This window comes from Rhizobium rosettiformans W3 (genome assembly GCF_004912135.1).
Lineage (GTDB): Bacteria > Pseudomonadota > Alphaproteobacteria > Rhizobiales > Rhizobiaceae > Allorhizobium > Allorhizobium rosettiformans.
Genome location: NZ_STGU01000011.1, coordinates 24,946 through 40,602, shown reverse-complemented (window position 1 = coordinate 40,602; position 15,657 = coordinate 24,946). Strand labels below are relative to the sequence as shown.

Sequence of the window (15,657 nt, the reverse complement as noted above, 5' to 3'; positions counted from 1 at the left end):
CACGAACCTTACACTGTCCGTCGGAACAATATCCCATCAAATCTCCCGTCTGCAGCCAGCGAAAAACTCCACTCCTGGCGTCCTTTCTCGAAGTCCACGTCGTAGACGTCCCAGCCATCATCCGTCACGCCCTTGAACGTCATATGCTTTAGCGCGCCAAGCCGCTGTAACTCGCCCTGGATGATCTCGGCCTGTTCGCGCGCGATCGCGGCAAGCGGTGGCGTCATCTTGGCATAGTCGGGTTCCCCCTGCTGATGCTGGTGCACGAGCTCCTGTAAAAGAACCCGGCTGTTCTCAACGGGACGCTTCTCCCTGATCCTCGCGGCTAGTGTCGCTTCCAAGGTTGCGGCCGCGCCTATATCCATCCGCTCGGCGGTCTCTTCATGTCCGTTCTGATGCAGCGTCAGGGCCGTGACCATACCCGCTGCATTGCGGATAAAACTGATCTGCGCCGGCACCGCCTTGTAGAAGAACCGGTCGACCTCTTCGGCAAAGAGTTCGAGTTCGACCTGCCCGGTGACACGGGCAAAGAGCCTGTGATCCTCGTGGCGAATTGTGAAGACAACCGTGTCGAGCCGGTAATGCCCCGCATAGTCGGCATAGAGCCTGCCGTCGATCGCCCGCTCCGTGCGCGGTCGCATCTGTTCATAGCGTCGCCAGGCGATGGTTTCGGAGGTTGTTTCAGTCATCGATTGATCCTTTGCGAGTGCGAGCAGGTCGTCCGTAGAGAGGATCTCCCCGATAGCGATCTTCGTTTGCATGTGATCGATGAGGCTGAGACTCTGCCGAACGCGCGCCATCTGCTCCCTAAGCGCGCTAGACTGGACGGACAGGACACGCTCAAGATCCGTTGCCTGCCCGGCCAGCAGCCGGCTGATCTGCTCGAGCGTCAGACCGAGCCGCTTCAGCGTCAGGATTTCGGTAAGCCGCGCCAGATCGTGCGCCCCATAGAGCCGCCAGTTCTTCTCTGTCCGCCGCGGAGCAAGAAGGCCCGCCGCCTCGTAGATCCTGAGCGCCCGCACGGTCAGCCTGGCGCGCTTGGCACACTGCGCTGCCGTCAGCCATGTGTCCTTTGTTGACTGGCCTGCCATATCGTCTCCGTCATCGAATGAGACGGTTGTAGGCTATGACGCTGGGTCCGGCTCAAGGGGAAAAAAGAGAAACGGCAACTGACGAAGCGTCCACCCCGCGCACTTTAACCGTCAGAGCGACGTCGTGATCTACTGCGCACGGGGATACGAGTTTTTAGCTAAGTTCTCGACGAGTTGCTGCGTGTGGAGCTGGCACGCGACTACGAAATCGCCTCGATCCCTTTGCGGCGAATGATGTTCAGAAGCGCCAGGGCCGGGCCGGTTGGGCGCTTTGCTCCACGCTCAAGCTGGGAAACATAGCCTGGAGTGAGGTTGAGATAGCGCGCAAATACCGCCTGGCTGAGATGGGCTTCTTCACGGAGCTTGCGGATGTCTTCCGGAGAAATCTCCTCATGCAATGGCTCACGATCCCGGCCAAGGTGCCGGATGGTGATCTTCTCGTGCGCTTCGGAACTCAAAATCCCACTCTTGTTCATATCCGCGGCCGTTTCGAGCAAAGCCTCGGTTAGGCGGCTCACCTGCTTACGTCCCGTCATTCACCGACCTCCTGAACAGTTCCATCACGCAGCGCCTTCGCCAACATCGCATCATCCGCCGCAAGCCATGCAGCCCCGATTTCCCGCAGGGTCAGCAACTCGTCCGGCTCGATATTCTCTTGCTCACTTTTGGCGAAACTGTAGAGAAACACTGCCCGATTGCCTTCCCGGTAGGCCACTATCATGCGATAGCCGCCAGATCGTCCCTGACCGCTGCGTGCCACACGCTGCTTGATAAGACCGCCTCCGAGGTCGGCATCCACCAAGCCGCACTCGGCGCGCACGATCGCTTCACGCAGACTGGAATCCGCAATCCGCTGCTTGCGGGCGTATCGCACCATCCATTTCGTCATAAGGATCCGCATGCAGGTATCCTGATCCAATGAATTATAGTACGTGGAGCGATAGTTTGCAATTCCAGGTCTGGTTCGCGAGATGGGTGTGCTCCTTTGCTAACCCACCACCCCTCAAAACCTCAGCGTCTCACTCTCCATCGCCCGATCCAGCAACACTCCATACTCCGCTTTCGGAATATCAATCGCCCCAAACGTCACGAGATGGTCGGTGGTAAACTGTGTGTCCAAGAGCGTGAACCCCCGCTCCCGCAGCCGCTCCACCAGATAGACGAGACAGATCTTCGACGCGTTGGTGCGCCTTGAAAACATGCTCTCGCCGAAATAGGCGGAGCCGAGGGTGACGCCGTAGAGGCCGCCGACCAGTTCGTCGCCTTCCCAGGCTTCGACGCTATGGGCATGGCCGAGGCGGTGCAGGGCACCATAGAGGTCCTTGATCTGCTGGTTGATCCAGGTGCTTGGCCGGTCTTCGGCCGCTTCTGCGCATTTTTCCACCACCTGGTCGAAGGCGGTGTCGAAGCGGATGTCGAAGGGGGCTTTGCGGATCGCCTTTTGCAGGCTTTTCGAGACGTGGAAACCGTCGAGTGGGATGATCCCGCGAATATCGGGTTCGACCCAGAAGAGTTCGGGGTCGTCGGCCGATTCCGACATCGGGAACATCCCGATGGAATAGGCGCGCAGCAGGAGTTCCGGCGTAATGCTTCGGTCCCTGCTGCGTCGCCCAGCCATGGTCGTTACTTGGCCGAGGTTTCGGCCAGGTATTTTTCCAGCCAGTGGATGTCGTAGTCGCCGTTGGCGATGTCCTGATTGGCCACGAGATCCTGGAACAGCGGCAGCGTCGTCTTGATGCCGTCGACGACAAATTCGTCCAGCACGCGGCGCAGACGCATCATGCATTCGACGCGGGTGCGTCCATGCACGATCAGCTTGCCGATCAGGCTGTCATAGTAAGGCGGGATCTTGTAGCCGGCATAGGCGCCGGAATCGACGCGAACGCCAAGACCGCCTGGTGCATGGAAATGCGTGATCGTGCCGGGCGAGGGCACGAAGGTGCGCGGATCCTCGGCATTGATGCGGCATTCGATGGCGTGACCGGAGAAGACGATCTCGTCCTGGGTGACCGAGAGGCCGGCGCCAGACGCGACGCGGATCTGCTCATGCACGAGGTCGATGCCGGTGATGGCTTCGGTGATCGGATGCTCCACCTGCAGGCGGGTGTTCATTTCGATGAAATAGAACTCGCCGTTTTCGTAGAGGAATTCGATCGTGCCGGCGCCCCGGTACTTCATCTTCTTCATGGCGTCGGCGCAGATCTGGCCGATCTTCATGCGCTGCTCGACATTGAGAGCAGGGGAGTTGGCCTCCTCCCAGACCTTCTGGTGGCGGCGCTGCAGCGAGCAGTCGCGTTCACCGAGATGGATGGCGTTGCCCGCACCGTCACCGACAACCTGCACCTCGATATGGCGCGGCTTGCCGAGATATTTTTCCATGTAGACGGCGTCGTTGCCGAAGGCGGCAAGCGCTTCGGAACGGGCGGTCGACACGGCCTCTTCGAGCTCGGCTTCGGTTTTGGCGACCTTCATGCCGCGGCCACCGCCACCGGCGGTCGCCTTGATCAGAACCGGGAAGCCGATCTGCCGGGCGATTTCCATCGCGTTTTCCGGCTTCACTTCGCCATCCGAACCCGGAACGACGGGGATGCCGAGTTCGACCGCGGTCTTCTTCGCCGTGATCTTGTCGCCCATCAGGCGGATATGTTCGGCCGTCGGTCCGATGAAGGTGATGCCATGCGCGTCGAGGATATCGGCGAACTTGGCGTTCTCAGACAGGAAGCCGTAGCCCGGATGCACGGCATCCGCACCGGTGATCTCGCAGGCCGCGACGATCTGGTGGATGTTGAGATAGCTGTCACGCGACGGCGGCGGGCCGATGCACACGCTTTCGTCGGCCAGGCGCACATGCATGGCGTCGGCGTCGGCGGTGGAGTGAACCGCCACCGTCTGGATGCCGAGTTCCTTGCAGGCGCGCAGCACGCGCAGCGCGATTTCGCCTCGGTTGGCGATGAGGATCTTCGAGATACCGCTCATCGGCTTACTCGATGATGACCAGAGGCTCGCCGTATTCGACCGGGCTTGCATCGTCGATGATGATCTCGACGACCTTGCCGGACTTGGGCGAGGGGATCTGGTTCATGGTCTTCATGGCTTCGATGATGAGCAGCGTCTGGCCTTCCTTGACGGTCGAGCCGACCTCGATGAAGGGGCGTGCGCCCGGGGCCGGCGCGAGATAGACGGTGCCGACCATCGGCGCGGTCACGGCCTTGGAGAGGTCACGGCCGGCAGGGGCTGCGGGTGCGGCAGCTGCAGCAGGGGTAGCCGCCGGAGCCGGAGCGGCAGGCGCCTGATAGTTATAGGCCGGCATCTGCATGGCCACCGGGGTGCCGTTGCGCGAGACGCGGATGCGCAGGTCGTCCTGCTCCATTTCGATCTCGGTGAGATCCGTGTCGTTGAGGATGTTTGCGAGATCGCGGATCAGCGCCTGATCGATGCCCGATTTCTTGTCAGCCATGGGTGGATGTCCTGTATTCTTGTTATTGCGTGATGGTTTTCAGCGCCTGGAGCGCCAGGATGTAGCTATGAGGTCCGAAGCCGCAGATCACGCCCTTGCACGCGGGCGCTATCATCGATTTGTGGCGGAATTCCTCGCGCGCATGCACGTTGGAAATATGCACCTCGATCACCGGGATCGGAGAGATCGCCCGGATCGCATCATGAAGCGCCACCGATGTATGGGTATAGGCGCCGGCATTGATCGCCACGCCCACGGCCTTGTCGGCAGCCTCATGCAGCCAGCTCACGAGATCGCCCTCGTAATTGGACTGGCGGAAGTCGATGGTCAGGCCGAGCTCGGCACCGGCGGCCTTGCAGTCCGCCTCGATGTCGGCGAGCGTCTTGCCGCCATAGATCCCGGGCTCCCGCTTTCCCAGCATGTTGAGATTGGGGCCGTTCAGCACGAAAATGGTTTTGCTCATCTACGCTTCCGTCGACTTTCAACCGCCTCCTATAGACCGAGAGCCCCTGTAGGGAAAGCCCTTTGCCGTGATCACGCCCCGCCGTCCCCGGAAATCCGGGAAAGGGTTAAGATCGACAGTGGCGGGAGGAGGGGCCCTGTCTCAGCAGGTGGCCTTGCCGCAGGCGCGCACATTGCCGAGCTTGGCAACGAGTGCTTCCTTGCCAACGGCGCCCGGAACAGTCTCGTCTCCGATGACATAGGACGGCGTGCCGGTGATCCCCAGGCTGGTCGCCAGCTGATAAGCTTCCTGCACCTGATTGGTGTTGGGGCTTTCTTCCATCTTGGCGCGGATTGCCTCTTCCTTGATGCCGAGCTCGCCGGCAATCGCAATCGCGCTCTCTTCCGAGGCGCGGCCATCCTGGGTCATCATAGCGCGGAAGAAGGCGCCATACTGTTCGGGCGCAAGCTTGCGCACGGCATCCGACACCTTGTGCGCCGCCTCGCTGTCGGGGCCGAGGATCGGGAATTCCTTCAGCACATAGCGGACATTCTTGTCTTCTTCGAGCACGGCTTCCATGTCGGCATGGGCGCGGCGGCAATAGCCGCAATTGTAATCGAAGAATTCGACCACGGTAACGTCACCCTCAGGATTGCCGATGGCAAGGTCATAGGCCGAGTTGAAGATCGCATCCTTGTTGGTCGAGAGCGCTTCCGCCGAACGCTGCGAGCGGATCTCGTCCTGCTTCTTCTGCAGCGCGTCCTGCACTTCGAGCATCACTTCCGGATTCTCGATCAGATATTCGCGGATGAATTCGCCGAATTCCTTTTTCTGCGCCTCGTCGAGGGCGCCAGCCGGCAGCGGCATCAGGGCGGGAAGCAGCGCAACACCCGCGCTCGCGATCATCTTGAAATTCAGGGCCATGTCGTTCCTCGTCCTTGCCGTCTGCTGTCCAGTCGTACCGCGCCGTGTTGGTTGCACGCCGACATCGACCGAGCCTAAAGGCTGATTGTTTCAAGCGGAATGGCTTTTTTGCACTGCCTTGTCCAGCCTCTCCATTGTGATGCCACGCGCTTTGCGGCAAATGTCGGGCATCTGACCGAGGAGCCATCCGTTGATTTCCATTTCCAAGCGCAGTGCCGTCGAACCCTTCCACGCCATGGATATTCTGGCAGAGGCTACCCGCAGGCGGCAGGACGGGCGGCCCGTCATCTCCATGGCAGTGGGCCAGCCCGGCCATCCGGCACCGCAGGCAGCGCTCGAGGCCGCCCGAAAGGCGCTTGAAGGTGGTCGCATCGGCTATACCGACGCGCTGGGCATGACCGCGCTCCGCCAGGGTCTCGCCGAGGAGTATCGACGCCGGCATGGTGTCTTGGTCGACTGGAAGCGCATCGTCGTCACCACCGGCTCGTCTGCCGGCTTCAATCTCGCCTTCCTCTCGCTCTTTGACGTCGGCGATGCCGTCGCGATCGCGCGCCCCGGCTATCCCGCCTATCGCAGCATTCTCGCAGCGCTCGGTCTGAAGGTCATCGAGGTCGCCGTCGGCCCGGAAACCGGCTTTACGCTCACCCCGGAGAGCCTGGAGCGAGCCCAGGCCGAAGCTGGTGTGCGCCTCAATGGCGTCCTGCTGGCGAGCCCCGCCAATCCGACCGGCACGGTCACGGCCAAGGCCCAGCTGAAAGCCGTCTACGACTATTGTCAGGGGCAGGGGATCACCCTGATCTCCGACGAGATCTATCACGGCCTGACCTATGGCGCAGAAGAGGCGACCGCGCTCGAAATCGGCGATGACGCCGTCATCATCAATTCCTTTTCCAAATACTATTGCATGACCGGCTGGCGCATCGGCTGGATGGTGCTGCCGGAAGAACTGGTCCGCCCGGTCGAATGCGTCGCCCAGAGCCTCTACATCTCCGCACCCGAGCTCTCGCAGATCGCAGCGCTCGCCGCCTTGAGCGCGACCGACGAGCTGGAGCAATACAAGGCCGCCTGCCAAGCAAACCGCGATTTCCTGATGACGCGTCTGCCGGAGCTCGGCCTGCCGCTGCTCTCGCCGATGGACGGCGCCTTCTACGCCTATGTCGATGCGAAAGGCTTCACCAATGACAGCATGGCCTTCGCAAGAAGGATCCTCGCGGAGACCGATGTCGCCGTCACGCCGGGCCGCGACTTCGACCCGGTCGACGGTCACCTGGCACTCCGCCTGTCCTACGCGGGTACGATGACGGAGATGGTCGAGGCGACCGACCGCCTGGCAAAATGGCTCCCGAAGAGTGATTAGGCATTGAGCGAAATGGATTCGCGCTCAATGGCTTGCCGGGATTTCCGGATTCAATCTCGCAAGGCGTTGAATCAGATTGTGAAGGCTTGAATGGCGGCAGGGCGAGCACGATGACGGTGATGAAGCCGGAACAGAGGGTCCACCAGGCCCCGCAGATCGTCACGGCACGCACTCTGATGCGTGCCCATCGCCCTGACGATCTCGATGCCATGGTTGCGCTCTGGGCCGACGAGCGGGTCACGCGTTTGATTTCCGGGCGGCCGTCCACCCGCTCCGAGACCTGGAGCCGGCTGTTGCGCTATATCGGCCACTGGCAGGCTCTCGGGTTCGGATACTGGACCGTCGAGGATCGCGAGACCGGCCGCTATATGGGCGAGGTCGGCTTTGCCGACTTCAAGCGCGAGATCGAGCCTTCACTCGGGAGTGTTCCCAAGGCCGGCTGGGCGCTGACGCCGGAGGTCCACGGCAAGGGCATCGCGACCGAAGTCATGTCGGCAGCGCTGGATTGGACGGATTGCCATTTCGTCGAGCCGGAAACCGTCTGCATCATCGATCCCGAGCACAAGGCATCCATGCACGTGGCAAGAAAGCTCGGCTATCGATCCAGCCATGTCGCCATGTTCATGGACCGCCCGACCCAGGTCATGTCCCGACGAGGTCGAGGCTCGTAAACGCGTATCGGGCGCCACTCGGCTCTCGCTTCGAACACCCCGAAATACAAAAAGGCCCCGCGCGAGCGGGGCCTTCGCCATCTCACTGATCTCGAAGCAGATCTCAGAAGAAACCGCGCTTCTGCCACCAGCCGCCCTTCTTGGGCTTGGCTTCCGTCGCGTCTTCCGAGGCCGTCACGGATGTGACGACGGGTTCGGAGGAGGTCACGTTGGATTCGCGATTGGCGCGGACCGGCTTCGTCTCGTCGGCAACCGGGGCAGGGGCTGCTGCCGGTTCGGCGGCAACCTCTTCGGTGGCAACCGATTCCGCAACGGTCGCGGCAGCGGTTTCGACAGGGGCCGCAGCAACCGGTGCCGGTTCCGCCACAGCTTCTGGCTCGGCGCTGGCCTTGGCCTTGCGGGTGCGACGCGGCTTCGGCTTGTCGGCAGCAGGCGTCTCTTCCGCCGTTTCCACGACGTCAGGCGAGCCGGCTTCTACGGTCTCGGCAGCAACGGCATCGACCGGCGTTTCGTCGGCGTCGTCACCTTCGCCTTCGCCTTCGCCTTCGCCTTCGCCACCATTGTCGTCGGATGCTTCGATCAAGCCCTCTTCGCCCGGACGATTGCGGCGACCGCCACGCTTGCCACGGCGGCGGCGCTTGCGCTTCTGGCCGTCGTCATTGCCGTCAGATTCGCCATCGGCAGAGCGATTTTCGCCGTTGGTGTCGACGGCATCGTCCTCGCCCTCGTCGCCATCCTCGTCATCGGAATCGGCGCCATTGTCGCCGTTCTGCATTTCGGAATGCGGGCCGTTGCCATTCTGGCCGTTCTTGCCACGGCGGCGACGGCGGCGCTTGCGCTTGCGGTTGCCCTGCTCGTCGCCTTCGCCACGCGCCTGCTGCTGCGGCGCGCTCTCGGCCTTGGCGGCGACGACGACTTCTTCCTCGTCTTCTTCCTCAGGCTCCGGAACGTAGTCGTCCTCTTCCTCGATCTCGGGCAGAAGCGACATCAGGCTTTCGATCTTCACCGGATTGGCAACGGCTTCGCCGCGCTCGATGGTGAAGTGCTGCGAACCACCATGCTGCGGCGGCATGCCACCGTCGATGACGATCGACACACCGAAGCGGCCTTCGTAGTCGACGATCGTGTCGCGCTTCTGGTTGAGGAGGTAGAGCGCCGTTTCCGGCGTGGTGTGCACGATGATGTCGTGCGCGGTGCTCTTCAGCAGGAACTCCTCGATGCCGCGCAGGACATGCAGGGCGACGGAAGACTGCGAGCGGATGAGGCCGGTGCCTGCGCAATGCGGGCAGACCTGCGTGGTCGATTCCAGCACCGAGGCGCGGATGCGCTGGCGCGACATTTCCAGAAGGCCGAAATGCGAGATGCGGCCGACCTGGATGCGGGCGCGGTCGTTCTTCAGGCAGTCCTTCAGCTTCTTCTCGACAGCGCGGTTGTTGCGCTTTTCTTCCATGTCGATGAAGTCGATGACGATGAGGCCGGCAAGGTCGCGCAGGCGAAGCTGGCGCGCCACTTCTTCCGCCGCTTCCAGGTTCGTCTGGAGTGCCGTGTCCTCGATCGAGTATTCGCGGGTCGAGCGGCCGGAGTTGACGTCGATCGAAACCAGCGCTTCCGTCTGGTTGATGATGATGTAACCACCGGACTTCAGCGTCACCTGCGGCTGCAGCATCTTGTCGAGCTGGGCTTCGATGCCGGAGCGCGCGAAGATTGGATGCAGATCGCGATAGGGCTGAACCACCTTGGCATGGCTCGGCATCAGCATCTTCATGAAGTCTTTCGCTTCACGATAGCCTTCTTCGCCCGAGACGATGATCTCGGAAATGTCCTTGTTGTAGAGGTCGCGGATCGAGCGCTTGATCAGCGATCCCTCTTCATAGACGAGGCAAGGCGCGGTCGAAGCGAGCGTCAGCGTGCGGACATTCTCCCACAGGCGCATCAAATATTCGAAGTCGCGCTTGATCTCGACCTTGGTGCGGTTCGCACCGGCGGTGCGCAGGATCACGCCCATGCCCTGCGGCACTTCGAGACCGCGGGCGATTTCCTTCAGGCGCTTGCGGTCGGTCGGCTGGGTGATCTTGCGGGAAATACCGCCGCCTCGCGCCGTGTTCGGCATCAGCACAGAGTAACGACCGGCGAGCGACAGGTAGGTGGTCAGCGCCGCACCCTTATTGCCGCGCTCTTCCTTGGCGACCTGCACGAGCAGGATCTGCCGGCGCTTGATTACTTCCTGAATGCGATACTGCTTGCGCGGCTTGCGCTGTGCGCGATCCGGAACCTCTTCCATGGCGTCTTCGGCGCCAACGGATTCGATCTCTTCCTTTTCCTCGACGTGATCGTCGTCGTCGTCATCATCGCTGTCGTCGTCGTCACGACGGCCGCGGCGACCGCCGGCTTCTTCGGAAATCTCGTCCATGTCGACCATGGCCGCGATCGTGCCGCCTTCGGCATCGTCAGAGCCTTCGCTGCCTTCCTCGGCAGCGGTCTCTTCGGCGGCGGCCTTCTTGGCGCGCGGCTTGCGAACCCGCTTCGGCTTGGCCTTGGCGGCGGGCTCCTCGGCGGCAGCCTCGGTCTCCCCTTCAACGGCAGCGGCCGCCGCAACGTCCGCATCGGCCTCGGCTGCCAGTTCGGCCGCAACGTCGTCGACGATGGCGGAAGCAACAGGGGAGGCGGCGGGGATGCCGATGTCAGGCTGATCCTGAAGAGCCGGATCACTGCTCAGGATCTCGTCGCCCTCGACGTCGTTTTCCTTGCGATGCTCTTCGGCTTCGGCACGAAGCAGCGCCTGACGGTCGGCAAGCGGGATCTGGTAGTAGTCGGGGTGAATTTCGGCAAAGGCCAGGAAGCCGTGGCGGTTGCCGCCGTAATCGACGAAAGCGGCCTGCAGCGAGGGTTCGACCCTCGTTACTTTCGCCAGATAGATGTTGCCTCGGATTTGCTTCTTGTGTTGGGATTCGAAGTCGAATTCTTCAATACGGTTACCGCGAACGACGACAACGCGCGTCTCTTCCTCGTGAGACGCGTCGATAAGCATTTTGTCTGCCATTTAAGCTGTGCTCCTCGGCGCCCTCGGTCGGTGGTCCACCCGCGCGCTGAACTTTAAAGCGGCTGGAACCTAGCGGACTGTGCGCCGGATATAGATGTGGACGCACGGAAGACCGGGTTTGCAGCATACGGACGGACGCCGGGGCTCTTTCCGATCCCGGTCCGTTCCTGGTCATGTCAACCTGCTGCAAAGACATCAAATACCGTACGTCAACGACAATGATATGGACCCCTCGGGATCCGATGAATGCTCGGTAAAGAGCTGTTGGTGGAGAGCCACCGATGATTTGCCGACCGTGTCGGCGTGTTGAACCAGTTTCAGGAAAAAATGCGGAGACGGCAGATGAATGTCCGGTTGAACAGGCGCCAAATCCATTGTCTGAGGTTGGCAGCCGTAGGCGGAAACTCTATCCCGTTTGCACTTTTATCCCTCGTTTGCCTTGTATGTTTTCTACGTCACAATAGCAAGAGCAAACGGATTTATGCCATAATGGCAGTGAATTAGGGGAAGTGTCTCATTCCGCGTGATTCCGAGTGGAAAAGCGGTGGCGAACCGCAAATTTGCCAGCCATCGGGTCGTTGGAAAGAGGCATGCGGCGGACAAACGAAGAAATGGCGCAGCGCGCGGCCTGTGATGCATGTCACAGTCTTGTCGCAGCCATCACGGGGGCAGGATTTGAGAAGACTTTCGGCGCTGCCGGCGGGGCGAAAACTCGCGCTTTGGAGCCGAATCGTTTTGACGTCGGTTGCGCTTGCGCTTCCGATGCTCGCGACGACTCATCATGCCCATGCGGTGACCGCCGAACTGCGCGAAGATCTCCTGGTCGCCTATGGCGCGCGCATCGCCGGTGATGAGGCCCGCACGCGCATCGTGCTCGATTTCGACCGTGCCCCGACCATTGAGACCCGCTACATCGCCAATCCCGACCGCATCGTCGTGGATCTGCCGGCCACGGCCTTTGCCTTTGCCGAGGCGGACTTGCAGGCGACCGGCCTGTTCAAGGACATTCGCTACGGTTCGATGGACGCGACCTCGGCGCGGCTTGTGCTGACGGCGGCGCGACCCGCGCGGCTCGCCAAGGCCGAAGTGATGCCGAACGAGGGCGGCAGCGGCTATCGGCTGGTGCTGGATGCCGAGCTCGTGCCCGAGCAGGATTTCGCCGCACTCGTCTCAGGCCAGGCCTGGGCGCGGTCGGCAACGGATGTCGCGACCACGGCAACGGTTCCGGTCGCAGCGCCCGCGGCGGATGAATTCGTCATTGCGATCGACGCAGGCCATGGCGGCATCGACGCCGGCGCGACAGGCGCATCGACCAAGACGCCGGAAAAGGACATCACGCTCGCCTTCGCCAAGATCCTACACGACAAGTTGAAGGACCTTCCCGGCATACGTCCGGTGATGACCCGCGACACGGACAAGTTCCTGTCGCTCTCCGAGCGGGTGCTGATTTCCCGGCAGAAGGGGGCGGATCTTCTGATCTCGCTGCATGCCGACACGCTGCGCCAGGCCGATATCCGGGGCGCCACCGTCTACACCATCTCCGACAAGGCCTCCGACCATATGGCCGCGCAGCTCGCCGAGCGCGAAAACTTCTCCGATACGATCGGCGGCGTCGAACTGCCGACCGAAACCGAGCCCGAGGTCGGCGATATCCTTCTCGACCTGACGCGCCGGGAAACCCAGGCCTTCTCGATCTCGATGGCGCAGGCCGTTGTCGGCTCGTTCGAGGGACAGATCTCGCTGATCAACAATCCCCATCGCCACGCCGGTTTCCGCGTGCTCCAGGCGCCGGATGTGCCTTCTATCCTTCTCGAGCTCGGCTTCCTCTCCAACAAGGACGACGAGAAGCTGCTGCTCGATCCGGTCTGGCGCGAAAAGGTCGCCGATCTCCTGGTCGAGGCGATCAAGCGCTACCGCCAGCCCGAGTTCGCCAATGGCGGTTAGGTCACAGCGCCGGAGGAAGCTGTGAGCCAGCCGCGGTTACGCGGCTAACGGCCCTATTTTCCTCACATTGTACCCGTTACTCCGGTATAGGTTGCACGAGGGTCGGCGATATCGAATCGCGGTCCCTTTTGCGTAAGGTCCGCATGTCTTGCCATCCACCGCATGACGTGCAAAACGCCACAGGGTGTGCGAAGCTCTCATGCAGCGCGCGGAACCTGAAGCAGAGCCGGTAGCGGAAACATGATCAGACTCATTGGATATCTCTTCGGATTGGCGTCCGTGCTGGCGCTCGGCGTCGCAGCGGTCGTCGCCATCTATCTGAACGGGGTAACCAAGGACCTGCCCAATTACGAGGTGCTGGCGAGCTACTCGCCGCCGGTCACCACCCGCATCCATGCCGGCAACGGCGCGCTGATGGCGGAATATGCCCGCGAGCGGCGCCTCTTCCTGCCGATCCAGGCGATCCCGGACCGCGTCAAGGCAGCCTTCCTGTCGGCCGAAGACAAGAACTTCTACAATCACCCGGGCGTCGATATCTATGGCCTCGGTCGCGCCATCCTGGTGAACGTCCAGAACCTCGGCTCCGGCCGCCGTCCGGTCGGCGCCTCGACGATCACCCAGCAGGTGGCGAAGAACTTCCTCCTCTCGTCGGACCAGACCATGGACCGCAAGATCAAGGAAGCGATCCTCTCCTTCCGCATCGAGCAGACCTATTCCAAGGACAAGATTCTCGAACTCTATCTGAACGAAATCTTCTTCGGCCAGAATGCCTATGGCATCGCGGGTGCTGCACTCACCTATTTCGACAAGTCTGTCACCGAGCTGACGATCGCGGAGACGGCATATCTCGCAGCACTGCCGAAGGGTCCGAACAACTACCATCCCTTCCGCCGCACCGAAGCCGCCCTTGAGCGCCGCAACTGGGTCATCGACCGCATGGTCGAGAATGGTTTCGTCGCCCGCGAGGAGGGCGATGAAGCCAAGAAGCAGCCGCTCGGCGTGACGCTCCGCCGCTCCGGCTCGTCGCTCTTTGCCTCCGACTATTTCGCCGAGGAAGTCCGCCGCCAGATCATCGAGAAGTATGGCGACAAGTCGCTCTACGAGGGTGGCCTCTCGGTCCGCACCTCGCTTGACCCCGACATGCAGATCGCAGCCCGCAAGGCGCTCCAGTCGGCCCTCCTGACCTATGACCAGCGTCGCGGCTTCCGCGGTCCGATCAAGCAGATCCCGCTGGAAGGGGACTGGGGTGTGCCGCTTGCAGAGATCCCGACGCTCGCCGATGTGCCGGAATGGAAGGTCGCCGTCGTGCTCGACGTCGCCGCCGACGGTGTCGATATCGGTCTGCAGCCCGCCAAGGAAGCGGGCGGCAAGGTTGTCGCCGAGCGTGTTCGTGGCCGTATCGCGCCCGACAACATGGAATGGGCCTTCCGTTCCGCGACCGGCGACCGCAAGTCGAGCAAGTCCCCGGTCGGCGTCCTGAATCCCGGTGATGTCGTCTATGTCGAGGCGCTCGAAGACGGCGGCAGCGCCTATCGCCTGCGCCAGCTGCCGAAGATCCAGGGCGGTCTGGTGGCCATGGACCCGCATACGGGCCGCGTTCTCGCGCTTGCCGGCGGCTTCTCCTATGCGCAGTCCGAATTCAACCGCGCGACCCAGGCCATGCGCCAGCCAGGTTCGTCCTTCAAACCCTTCGTCTACGCCGCAGCCCTCGACACCGGCTACACACCGGCCTCGGTTATCCTCGACGCTCCGGTCGAATTCGTCTCCGGCGGTCAGGTCTGGCGCCCGCAGAACTATGGCGGCGGTTCCGCCGGTCCGCAGACGCTGCGTCTCGGTATCGAAAAGTCGCGAAACCTGATGACGGTGCGCCTCGCCAACGACATGGGCATGAACCTCGTCGCCGAATATGCCGAACGCTTCGGTGTCTACGACAAGATGAACCCGGTGCTCGCCATGTCGCTCGGCTCCGGTGAGACCACCGTGCTGCGCATGGTGTCCGCCTATGCCGTATTCGCCAATGGCGGCAAGCAGATCAAGCCGACCCTGATCGACCGTATCCAGGACCGTCACGGCAAGACCATCTTCCGTCATGAGGACCGGATCTGCGAAGGCTGCAACGCCGAGCGCTATACCGGCCAGGAAGAGCCAACCGTTGTCGACAATCGCGATCAGGTTCTCGACCCGATGACGGCCTATCAGATCACCTCCATGATGGAAGGCGTCGTCACCCGCGGCACCGCCGCCGGCAAGATCAAGCTCGACCGTCCGGTCGCCGGCAAGACCGGTACCTCGAACGACGAGAAGGACGCCTGGTTCATCGGCTACACGCCCGACCTCGTCGCAGGCGTCTATATCGGCTTCGACCAGCCGGCCCCGATGGGCCGCGGTTCGACCGGTGGTTCGCTGGCCGCGCCCGTCTTCAACGACTTCATGCAGATGGCAACGGCCAACCGGCCGGCGGGTCAGTTCTTCGTGCCGGCAGGCATGAGCTTCATCCCGGTCAACCGCACCACCGGCATGTTTGCGCTCGAAGGCGAGCCGGATACCATCATCGAAGCCTTCAAGCCCGGCACCGGCCCGGCGGACTCCCTGTCGATCATCGGCATGGATGGCTATGCGCCGCCGGAAGAAATCCTGCGTGACTCGCCGCAGGCAAATCAGGCCGTGACCTCGGGTTCCGGCGGCCTGTTCTAACCCTCATCTGACCATCAGTCGCGACCCGGCCCTTTAC

General features: G+C 62.2%; 13 protein-coding genes. 4 read left to right on the top strand and 9 right to left on the bottom strand.

Annotated elements, in window-relative coordinates; translation table 11 throughout:
* Nucleotides 1-8: 8 nt before the first annotated feature.
* The 8 genes from FAA86_RS18090 to FAA86_RS18055 form a co-directional block, all read right to left on the bottom strand.
* The gene (locus FAA86_RS18090; RefSeq protein ID WP_136542534.1) at nt 9-1,091 is read right to left on the bottom strand and encodes a MerR family transcriptional regulator; all 1,083 of its coding nucleotides are present in this window, start codon (nt 1,089-1,091) and stop codon (nt 9-11) included.
* Between the two features lie 200 nt (nt 1,092-1,291).
* Nucleotides 1,292-1,627, bottom strand: coding sequence for a helix-turn-helix domain-containing protein (locus FAA86_RS18085; RefSeq protein WP_136542533.1), 336 nt, complete (start codon nt 1,625-1,627; stop codon nt 1,292-1,294).
* Complete coding sequence (locus FAA86_RS18080) at nt 1,624-1,992, bottom strand: type II toxin-antitoxin system RelE/ParE family toxin (protein ID WP_113459457.1); 369 nt, start codon at nt 1,990-1,992, stop codon at nt 1,624-1,626. Before FAA86_RS18080 ends, FAA86_RS18085 begins: the two co-directional genes overlap by 4 nt.
* A 102-nt stretch (nt 1,993-2,094) precedes the next feature.
* Nucleotides 2,095-2,709 carry a leucyl/phenylalanyl-tRNA--protein transferase gene (gene aat, locus FAA86_RS18075; RefSeq protein WP_136542532.1) on the bottom strand — a complete coding sequence of 205 codons (615 nt, stop codon included), beginning with the start codon at nt 2,707-2,709 and terminating at the stop codon, nt 2,095-2,097.
* Between the two features lie 5 nt (nt 2,710-2,714).
* Nucleotides 2,715-4,067 carry an acetyl-CoA carboxylase biotin carboxylase subunit gene (accC, locus tag FAA86_RS18070; protein ID WP_113459459.1) on the bottom strand — a complete coding sequence of 451 codons (1,353 nt, stop codon included), beginning with the start codon at nt 4,065-4,067 and terminating at the stop codon, nt 2,715-2,717.
* 4 nt (nt 4,068-4,071) lie between these two features.
* Nucleotides 4,072-4,548 carry an acetyl-CoA carboxylase biotin carboxyl carrier protein gene (gene accB / locus FAA86_RS18065; RefSeq protein ID WP_136542531.1) on the bottom strand — a complete coding sequence of 159 codons (477 nt, stop codon included), beginning with the start codon at nt 4,546-4,548 and terminating at the stop codon, nt 4,072-4,074.
* A gap of 22 nt (nt 4,549-4,570) precedes the next feature.
* Entirely contained in the window at nt 4,571-5,011 is a 441-nt protein-coding gene (gene aroQ / locus FAA86_RS18060) for a type II 3-dehydroquinate dehydratase (protein WP_136542530.1), read from the bottom strand.
* Nucleotides 5,012-5,152: 141 nt separating this feature from the next.
* Nucleotides 5,153-5,914: a DsbA family protein gene (locus tag FAA86_RS18055; RefSeq protein WP_136542529.1), complete on the bottom strand. Its 762-nt coding sequence runs from the start codon at nt 5,912-5,914 to the stop codon at nt 5,153-5,155.
* 190 nt (nt 5,915-6,104) lie between these two features.
* Between FAA86_RS18055 and FAA86_RS18050 the strand changes: the two genes are divergently transcribed.
* A complete protein-coding gene (locus FAA86_RS18050; protein ID WP_136542528.1) occupies nt 6,105-7,271 on the top strand; it encodes an aminotransferase class I/II-fold pyridoxal phosphate-dependent enzyme in 1,167 nt (388 codons plus the stop codon).
* Between the two features lie 110 nt (nt 7,272-7,381).
* On the top strand, nt 7,382-7,942 hold the full coding sequence (locus FAA86_RS18045; RefSeq protein ID WP_246035123.1) for a GNAT family N-acetyltransferase: 561 nt from the start codon (nt 7,382-7,384) through the stop codon (nt 7,940-7,942).
* Between the two features lie 103 nt (nt 7,943-8,045).
* On the opposite strand, the gene FAA86_RS18040 is transcribed toward FAA86_RS18045, so the two are convergent.
* Entirely contained in the window at nt 8,046-10,982 is a 2,937-nt protein-coding gene (locus tag FAA86_RS18040; RefSeq protein WP_136542527.1) for an Rne/Rng family ribonuclease, read from the bottom strand.
* A 675-nt stretch (nt 10,983-11,657) separates the two neighbouring features.
* Here FAA86_RS18040 and FAA86_RS18035 point away from each other — a divergent pair.
* Both FAA86_RS18035 and FAA86_RS18030 read left to right on the top strand, forming a co-directional pair.
* Entirely contained in the window at nt 11,658-12,926 is a 1,269-nt protein-coding gene (locus tag FAA86_RS18035) for an N-acetylmuramoyl-L-alanine amidase (RefSeq protein WP_377343037.1), read from the top strand.
* 240 nt (nt 12,927-13,166) lie between these two features.
* Nucleotides 13,167-15,620 carry a penicillin-binding protein 1A gene (locus FAA86_RS18030; protein ID WP_136542525.1) on the top strand — a complete coding sequence of 818 codons (2,454 nt, stop codon included), beginning with the start codon at nt 13,167-13,169 and terminating at the stop codon, nt 15,618-15,620.
* Nucleotides 15,621-15,657: the final 37 nt, after the last annotated feature.

Bases quoted from the DNA above. Each gene is read 5' to 3' on its own strand.
- FAA86_RS18090 (WP_136542534.1), bottom strand. From the start codon at position 1,091: ATGGCAGGCCAGTCAACAAAGGACACATGGCTGACGGCAGCGCAGTGT.
- FAA86_RS18085 (WP_136542533.1), bottom strand. From the start codon at position 1,627: ATGACGGGACGTAAGCAGGTGAGCCGCCTAACCGAGGCTTTGCTCGAA.
- FAA86_RS18080 (WP_113459457.1), bottom strand. From the start codon at position 1,992: ATGCGGATCCTTATGACGAAATGGATGGTGCGATACGCCCGCAAGCAG.
- aat (WP_136542532.1), bottom strand. From the start codon at position 2,709: ATGGCTGGGCGACGCAGCAGGGACCGAAGCATTACGCCGGAACTCCTG.
- accC (WP_113459459.1), bottom strand. From the start codon at position 4,067: ATGAGCGGTATCTCGAAGATCCTCATCGCCAACCGAGGCGAAATCGCG.
- accB (WP_136542531.1), bottom strand. From the start codon at position 4,548: ATGGCTGACAAGAAATCGGGCATCGATCAGGCGCTGATCCGCGATCTC.
- aroQ (WP_136542530.1), bottom strand. From the start codon at position 5,011: ATGAGCAAAACCATTTTCGTGCTGAACGGCCCCAATCTCAACATGCTG.
- FAA86_RS18055 (WP_136542529.1), bottom strand. From the start codon at position 5,914: ATGGCCCTGAATTTCAAGATGATCGCGAGCGCGGGTGTTGCGCTGCTT.
- FAA86_RS18045 (WP_246035123.1), top strand. From the start codon at position 7,382: ATGACGGTGATGAAGCCGGAACAGAGGGTCCACCAGGCCCCGCAGATC.
- FAA86_RS18040 (WP_136542527.1), bottom strand. From the start codon at position 10,982: ATGGCAGACAAAATGCTTATCGACGCGTCTCACGAGGAAGAGACGCGC.
- FAA86_RS18030 (WP_136542525.1), top strand. From the start codon at position 13,167: ATGATCAGACTCATTGGATATCTCTTCGGATTGGCGTCCGTGCTGGCG.